Raw genomic sequence first — 8281 nt, 5'->3', positions numbered from 1 at the left:
TACTCAACGTGTGCTGTTGATATTGTGATTCCTCTTTCTCTTTCTTCTGGAGCTTTATCTATGTTTGCGAAATCTACTGCTTCTCCTAATTGGTATCTGTCATATAATGTTTTTGTTATTGCTGCTGTTAATGTAGTTTTACCATGGTCAACGTGTCCTATTGTCCCTATATTAACATGAGGTTTTGTTCTTTCGTATTTAGCTTTAGCCATTTTGAATTTCCTCCCTTATCTTTCGATATAAATTAATTTTGCTCACAATAAGCTTATGGTAAGTATTTTACTATTAATCATTTCTGTTTTCAAGATGTTTTTCTAATTTTCTCTTAACCCTTTGTAAAGCGTTATCTATTGACTTTACATCTCTTTTAAGTTTGTCCGCTATGAACTGGTATGACTTTCCATTCAAATACAATTCTAGGACTTCTAATTCCAAGTCGCTTAATAATTCGTTCATCTTTGATTCTATATTTTTTAATTCTTCTTTACTAATTATAAGTTCTTCTGGATCTGTTACTATACTTGTAGCTATTATATCTAAAAGTGTTCTGTCTGACTCTTCATCATATATTGGTTTATTCAAAGAAACATATGAATTTAAAGGTATATGTTTTTGTCTTGTTGCAGTTTTTATAGCAGTTATTATTTGTCTTGTTATACATATCTCTGCAAAACATTTAAATGAATTTGTCTTACTTCCATCAAAATCTCTAACTGCCTTATAAAGGCCTATCATTCCTTCTTGTATTATATCTTCTTTATCTGCTCCAATTAAAAAATATGACTTTGCTTTTGCCTTTACAAAATTTCTGTATTTGGTAATAATATACTCTAGTGCTATCTTATCCCCTTCACTTGCTTTTAATACAATGTTATACTCATCTTGCTGACAATTGTCTATTAACTCATAACTTTTTTCTTTTGCTACCAACATGTAAATCTCCCCCATATATAAAACAAATTTATAGGTATATTATAGTCTAAAGAACCTAGTAATTTCAACGCTTTCTACGAATGTTCTCAAGTTTCGACAATGTTTCTTCATCTAACCTTTCCTCCAACCAATTTCGCTGAATTTTTTTCCTTAAACCGCTATTTTTTTCCTTCATTTTATTCTTGGAACGATCTAATTCTAACTTTAATTCTCTAGCAGACATTCTCATAGCACCTTTTCCTAAAATCATTTGTTGCTCTGCATAGTCATTAGTAGCTACTTTTACATCATCATATTTTGATAGAGAAGTTATAAATTTTTCTATATAACTATCTGCTGTTTGGTGCTCTCTTGTATAAACTATTGTTATGTGTTTTCTTTTTTCAACTTTTTCTCGGGAATTCTTAACATTATAAGCATCAAAAACTATTATAGTCTTATATCCCATAAACTCAGAGAATTCTATAATATCATCAATAAGTTTTTCTCGAGAATCTTCTAAATCCTCTTTAGCCAGTTCTTTTAAATTATCCCACGCATTTATAATATTATAGCCATCTATTATTAAGTAGTGATTTATGTTTCTTCTCATACTTATTTACTTTTTATCCAGTCTTTGTCTGAATATTTCATATAAAAGTATACCACCTGCTACAGATGCATTTAAAGATGTAACATTACCTATCATGGGCATTTTTACTATAAAGTCACAGTTTTGTTTAACCAATCTAGATATTCCAAAACCTTCACTTCCAATTACTACACCTAGAGGTCCTGTAAGATTTTGTTTATAAAAAGTTTCTCCATCCATATCAGCAGCTGCAATCCACAGCCCCTCATCCTTCAGTCTTTTTATTGTATTGACTATATTGGTTACCTTACAAACTGGCATATACTCTACAGCTCCAGCAGAAGCTTTTGTAACTACAGGAGTTATGTGCACAGACCTTCTTTTTGGGATAATAACTCCATGTGCTCCTACTGCATCTGCTGTCCTTATTATTGAACCTAGATTATGTGGGTCTGTTATTTCATCTAGTATAATAAAAAATGGGTCTTCATTTTTACTTTTTACTGAGTCTATTAACTCATCTAATTCATAATACTTATATTCACTTGCATAAGCTATTACACCTTGATGAGAATGACTTGTGCTTACTTCATCTAACTTATGTTTATCAACATATTGTATAATTATATTCTTTTCTTTTGCCATTCCTATTATTTTCTTAATTGAACCTTCTTTAGCTGAGTTTGCAATTAATATTTTATCTATCTCTCTATCACTCTTTATAGCTTCTATTACAGGATTTCTTCCTTCAATACTTGCCAAACTATTCACCACCTACAAGGATTTAAATTTTTCTCTAACTTGAACTATGTCACCACAAGTCATAGTTCCTTCTGGACAACTTCCATTTACACAGCTTGGACCAGTCTTTTTAAATAATATAGGAGCAACTTTTTTAACTTCTCTTAACATTTCTACAGCTAAGTTTCTTATTTCCCATTGTGCTCTTTCACAACATCTATGTTCAAAGAAATTAAATAAACTTCTAGCGTTTATAGTAAATACCATTTTTGTTTCACATGCATTTGGAAATACATATCTAGCATCTTCTATTGCTTTTTTCTCAGCTTGTCTCTTTGCTGTTTTCTCATTTTTTCCTTCTTTTATTAAGTCATTATAATGCTTATCAAATAATATCTCCACTAATTTGTCATAATCCTCTTGGTCCTTTTTCATTGAGTTGACAAATAACTCTTTTGCTTTTTCTATTTTTTCTATTTCAGGAGGAATTATGTACTCAAATTGGTCTAGTTTAACATATCTTTGACTTTGTTGTGAAAAACTAGCTATACGATGTCTAACAATTTGATGCGAACAAGCTCTTGAAATACCTTCTATTGAAAACGTAAAAGATGCATGCTCTAATATTGAACCATGCCCTATATTTAATAACATATTTAAAAATTTTTCTATACTTTCTTCTGTTAAGTCTTTTTCTATTTCGTCTGTCCCAACTGGTGAATAGCATAATTTAGCTGCCATAGCTATTACTTTTTCGGGTTCAGGTGTATGTGATATTAATTTTACTTTCATAAATTTTCGTCCTTTCTTATTACTAATTTCTATATATTTATTATACATTAGTTATAAAAAAAGTGTTGCCTTATTAATTATTATTAAGACAACACTCTTTAATATTTACATATCTCTTTCAATAATTTTGATTCCTTTATTGATAATATATTGAAGTCTCTCTATTTCATTATTCAAATACAAATATCCAACTAATGCTTCAAATCCAGTTGCATGTTTATAGTCTATAATATCTGCATTTTTAGGAGAAGTGTTTGATTTTTGATTTCTTCCCCTTTTATAAATTTTACTCTCTTCCTCTGTTAATTCACTTTCGATTTCATGAATTATTGATGCTTGAGCTTTAGCCTTTACATACTTTATGGCTAACTTATGCAAATCATTAACTTTTCGCTGTGTATTTTGTCTAATCAAGTGTTCTCTTATATATGTCTCATACACTGTATCACCTAAATATGCTAAAACTAGTGGTGACATAGTAACTAATTCAGTTTTTTCCATTTTTATACCCTTTTCCACTTAACACCTTGTCTTGTGTCTTCTAGTACAATTCCCATATCTAATAATTGTTGTCTTATATCATCTGCTAATTGGAATTCTTTATTTTTCTTTGCGTCAGTTCTCTTTTGTATTAATTCTTCAATGTCTTTATCTAACACAGTATCCTTTTTCTTATTTACAATATTTAATACTCCTGTAAGCTCATTAAATTCATCTAAACATTTCTTAGCTAACTCTAAAGAAGAGTTTTCGTCTACATTAGAATTTATCAACTTAGCCAACTCAAATATAATACTTACTGCATCTGCTGTATTAACATCATCATCCATAGCATCTATAAATCTTTGTCCAAAGTTATCTAATTCTTTAACAAGTTCTACTTCTTTTTCTGTTAGAGATGATTCTTTTAAATTACTTAATGTAAACTCTAATTTTTCTTTAGTATTATATAATCTTTCAAGACCAGCTTTAGCTTGGTTTAACATTTCATCACTAAAGTTTACTGGATTTCTATAATGTGCTGATAACATGAAAAATCTCACTATTTCTAAATCATATAGCTTTGATATATCTCTTACTGTAAAGAAATTACCTTTTGATTTACTCATTTTTTCATCATTTATATTTATATATCCATTATGCATCCAATATTTCGAGAATGTTTTTCCACTTCTAGCTTCACTTTGTGCTATTTCGTTTTCATGGTGTGGGAATGTTAAATCTTGACCACCTGCATGTATATCAATTGTCTCACCTAAGTATCTCTTAGACATAACAGAACATTCTATATGCCATCCTGGTCTACCTTCTCCCCAAGGACTCTCCCATCCTGGCTCTCCTTCTTTTTTTGCTTTCCAAAGAACAAAGTCCATAGGATGTCTTTTTTGGTCATTAACTTCAATTCTAGCTCCAGCCTCTAAATCTTCTTGTTTTTGGCCTGAAAGTTTTCCATATCCTTCAAATTTATTTGTATCAAAATAGACATCGCCATTTACTGCATATGCATATCCTTTATCTTCTAATTCTTTTATAAAATCTATAATTTGTTGTATATTATCTGTAACTTGAGGATGAACAGTAGCTCTCTTAATTCCTAATCCATCACAATCTACAAAATACTCTTTTATGTATTTAGTAGCAACTTCTTCTGGAGATATTCCTTCTTCGTGGCTTCTATTTATAATCTTATCATCAACATCTGTAAAGTTTTGTACATAAGTTACGTCATATCCTCTATACTCTAAATACCTTCTTAGAGTATCAAATATTATAAATGGTCTTGCATTACCTATGTGGATATAGTTATAAACTGTTGGACCACACACATACATTTTTACCTTTCCTTCTTCTAATGGAACAAATTCTTCTTTTGCTCTAGTTAATGTATTATAAACTTTCACACTCATCACCTCACTGTATTTTTATAAATTATTTTCTTAACATCATATATTATATTATAGTTGAAAATTGCAATAAATAATAGTACTACTATCATTTTTCATACTATCCTTCAAATTACATAATAATATTATCACTATTTTCTATTGTTCCTCTAAAAATATCTTTTTTTGAGAAGAACACTTTTCAAAAGTCTCTTCTGTAATCATTTTTTCGTCTTTTAACTTTTCTAAAATTGTAACATATTCTAAGCATAGCTCCTTTAATTCCTTTTTAACATCATCAATATTACTATACATAGTAATTACCCCCTTAATAATTAAATCAAACTAAAATAATAGATTACCTTCTTCTATGCTTAATATTTTTATTAGTTTATTATTTATATTTTTGCTTTGCTTTTTATATATTAAATTTATTGACCTAAATACCTTCATTTTGTTAGCCATATATTTTCACCAAATACTAACACAAAAAAAGTCCGCATCTAAATTAGCGGACTTTTATGACTATAATATATGATTTTTTACATAAGCTATTCTATTTAAGCAAGTTTCTTTTCCTAAAACTTCCATTACTTTTGGTAAATCTGGGCCATGCATTTGTCCTGTCAAAATTATTCTTGAGCCCATAAATAAATTTTTTCCTTTTATTTTATACTCTTTTTGTATCTCTTTAAGCATTGCTTGACCAAACTCAGCATTTAATATTTCTGCTTTTGCTATTTTTTCTTGTAGGGCATCTATTAAAGTAGATATGTGTTCTAATTTTAAGAAGTCACTTCCTTCTTCAGTTTCTACCTCTACCTTATCTCCAAAGAATATACTCGCATGCTCAGTAACTTCTTTTACATATTGTAATTTTTCTTTAAGTACTGATATCATACTCTTTAAAAATTCATACTTACTAGTAGCTTCTGCTTCTGTTATAAATCCATCTTCTATTAAGAACGGTATAGCTAAATCCGTTAAGTAAGCATCATCACCATCTTTTATATAATGTTGATTAACCCAGTTTAACTTTTCAGTATCGAATACTCCTCCACTTTTAGATACTCTTTCCACAGAGAAAGCTTTTTCTAATTCTTCCATTGTAAATAACTCTTGATTATCTTCTGGAGACCAACCAACTAGTGCTACATAGTTTACTAATCCTTCTGGTAAATATCCTTTTTTCTTAAAATCTTCAACTGCTACATCACCTTGTCTCTTACTCAATTTTTTCTTTTCTTTATTAAGTATATTTGGTAAATGTACGAATACTGGTGCTTCCCATCCAAATGCTTCATATAAATAAACATGCTTTGGAGTAGATGATACCCACTCTTCGCCTCTTATAACATGTGTAATTTTCATTAAATAATCATCTACCACTACTGCAAAATGATAAGTTGGGAATCCATCTGTTTTCATTAAAACTTGGTCATCTAAATCATTAGTATTGAATTCCATGTCTCCTCTAACTAAATCTGTAAACTTAATTATATGATTTTCTGGTAATTTTAATCTTATAACATATGGTACTCCTGCTTTTATATTAGCTTCTATCTCTTCTTTAGAAAGTTTTTTGCAGTGACCATCATATTTAGCAGTTTCTCCTGCTGCCTTTTGAGCATCTCTTACTTCATCTAATCTTTCCTTTGTGCAGAAACAGTAGTAAGCCTTTCCACTATCTAAAAGTTGTTTTATATATTCTTGATATATATCTAATCTTTGAGATTGAATATATGGTCCATATTCTCCTTTTTGTATTACTTTTCCATTATCATCTAATATAACACCCTCATCATGATTAACACCAGCCCATTTCATAGCATTAAGCATATTCTCTATAGCACCTTCTACTAATCTACTTTGGTCTGTATCTTCTACTCTTAATATATATTCTCCGCCCATTTTTTTTGCAAATAAATAGTTATATAAAGCAGTTCTTAAACTACCTATATGTACAAATCCTGTTGGACTTGGTGCAAATCTTACTCTTACATTCATTTTTACTTCCTCCTGATATTTTATTCAATATAACTATAATATTAAACTAGTACATTGTTTTGCAAGTTTATTTTTAATCAAACTTAATAATAATATCCTTTTTATTTAAAAATACACATGTTTATTATATCAGAAAATACTAGGTTTAATTTCATAAATCTTTCTTTTAATCATTTTCTAAAAATTAAAGGTATCATTTATAACTATTCATAAATGTTTATTCTGAACCTCCCATAACTAAAGTCACAGGGTTCCTGCTTCATAGAATTTTGCATACTAAAATATGTCTTGCCAATTCTCCACAGGCTATCCCCGTAGTTCCTACGGTTCTTAAATAAGTTATCTATTTTAAACTGTTATTAGTCTTAATCCTTCTTTTAGTATATTTTTACTTGCATTTATATCTCTATCGTGAGTTACATTACAACAAGGACAAATCCATTCTCTTATATTTAAATTCTTAATTTCCTCGTTTTTGTACCCACATTTATTGCATATTTGTGAACTTGCAAAGAATTTACCTACCTTTACAATTTGTCTACCATACCAATTAGCCTTGTATTCTAATTGACGAACAAATTCTGACCATGACACATCAGAAATTAAACGAGATAGTTTACGATTTCTAGTCATATTCTTTACTTGTAAATCTTCTATTTCTTTAAAGAATTTTTTATATGAGTTTTCTAGCTCTTTTAAGGTGTTTTATAGTGAAAATTTGTCAGGTTCTTTAAGCCACTCTAATTCTTTTTTTAAATTAGTCAAATCAGAACTGCACTGTTTATAAGTAAAAGTTTCTTTATCATTTTCATAAACTTCTATTCTTTTAGCAAGATATTTATTATATACAAATCTACAACATCCAAAAGTTTTGTTAATTAACTCTTGCTGTTTTTTATTTGGATACATTCTAAACTTATAAGCTTTTTCCACTATTACCACCTCACTTTACTCGTTTTTTCTGATTATATTAATTAAATCTTCTTCAATTTCATTTGTTAATACTGGATGTCTATATTTTACACACCATACTATATGGTACTAAATATACATATCCTCGAGTCACTTCCATTTTTCATCACTCATCATAATATTAACATGTGTAATTATTTAAAATAAGTTTTTTAAAGGTTTTTATATTTGTTTTTAAATAACATATATAAGAACCGCAAATCTTAACTTTTATCATTTTTGAGGTTGTCGTTCACATAAGTTCGCTACTACCTATGCAGTTCTCTTATGAATTTTTTCTACTTTCATAACTTTCACACTTAGGTTTTATTTCATCCTTATGTTTTAGTTTGGTTAGCTTTAGGGGTTTCCAGCAATTCAAGTAGTATTGGATAGGTTCTAT

10 protein-coding genes and 1 pseudogene are annotated in these 8281 nt (G+C 28.9%); all 11 read right to left on the bottom strand.

Annotated features, from left to right (window positions below):
* On the bottom strand, positions 1–212 hold a 212-nt coding region (locus KGF52_RS19425), incomplete at its 3' end, for a GTP-binding protein (protein WP_021411599.1).
* Between the two features lie 73 nt (positions 213–285).
* Positions 286–933, bottom strand: a complete 648-nt coding sequence (gene sigH, locus KGF52_RS19420) for an RNA polymerase sporulation sigma factor SigH (protein WP_227437057.1) — start codon at positions 931–933, stop codon at positions 286–288.
* Between the two features lie 64 nt (positions 934–997).
* A complete protein-coding gene (locus KGF52_RS19415) occupies positions 998–1525 on the bottom strand; it encodes an NYN domain-containing protein (protein WP_227437059.1) in 528 nt (175 codons plus the stop codon).
* A 6-nt stretch (positions 1526–1531) separates the two neighbouring features.
* Positions 1532–2266: a 23S rRNA (guanosine(2251)-2'-O)-methyltransferase RlmB gene (gene rlmB / locus KGF52_RS19410; RefSeq protein ID WP_227830460.1), complete on the bottom strand. Its 735-nt coding sequence runs from the start codon at positions 2264–2266 to the stop codon at positions 1532–1534.
* A gap of 12 nt (positions 2267–2278) precedes the next feature.
* Positions 2279–3037 carry an FAD-dependent thymidylate synthase gene (gene thyX / locus KGF52_RS19405; RefSeq protein ID WP_227841314.1) on the bottom strand — a complete coding sequence of 253 codons (759 nt, stop codon included), beginning with the start codon at positions 3035–3037 and terminating at the stop codon, positions 2279–2281.
* A gap of 105 nt (positions 3038–3142) precedes the next feature.
* Positions 3143–3538, bottom strand: a complete 396-nt coding sequence (locus KGF52_RS19400) for a ribonuclease III domain-containing protein (protein ID WP_227830458.1) — start codon at positions 3536–3538, stop codon at positions 3143–3145.
* A gap of 2 nt (positions 3539–3540) precedes the next feature.
* A complete protein-coding gene (cysS, locus tag KGF52_RS19395) occupies positions 3541–4938 on the bottom strand; it encodes a cysteine--tRNA ligase (protein WP_227841313.1) in 1398 nt (465 codons plus the stop codon).
* Positions 4939–5079: 141 nt separating this feature from the next.
* A complete protein-coding gene (locus KGF52_RS19390; protein WP_003421202.1) occupies positions 5080–5235 on the bottom strand; it encodes a hypothetical protein in 156 nt (51 codons plus the stop codon).
* Between the two features lie 210 nt (positions 5236–5445).
* On the bottom strand, positions 5446–6927 hold the full coding sequence (gene gltX / locus KGF52_RS19385; RefSeq protein ID WP_227841312.1) for a glutamate--tRNA ligase: 1482 nt from the start codon (positions 6925–6927) through the stop codon (positions 5446–5448).
* 348 nt (positions 6928–7275) lie between these two features.
* Positions 7276–7869, bottom strand: a pseudogene (locus tag KGF52_RS19380) (RNA-guided endonuclease TnpB family protein).
* Between the two features lie 6 nt (positions 7870–7875).
* Entirely contained in the window at positions 7876–7962 is an 87-nt protein-coding gene (locus KGF52_RS21730; protein WP_227841315.1) for a transposase, read from the bottom strand.
* Positions 7963–8281: the final 319 nt, after the last annotated feature.

This window comes from Clostridioides sp. ZZV15-6597 (assembly GCF_020657815.1).
Lineage (GTDB): Bacteria > Bacillota > Clostridia > Peptostreptococcales > Peptostreptococcaceae > Clostridioides.
The sequence above is the reverse complement of the archived record's forward strand: the minus strand, read 5'-3'. Positions and strand labels throughout refer to the sequence as shown.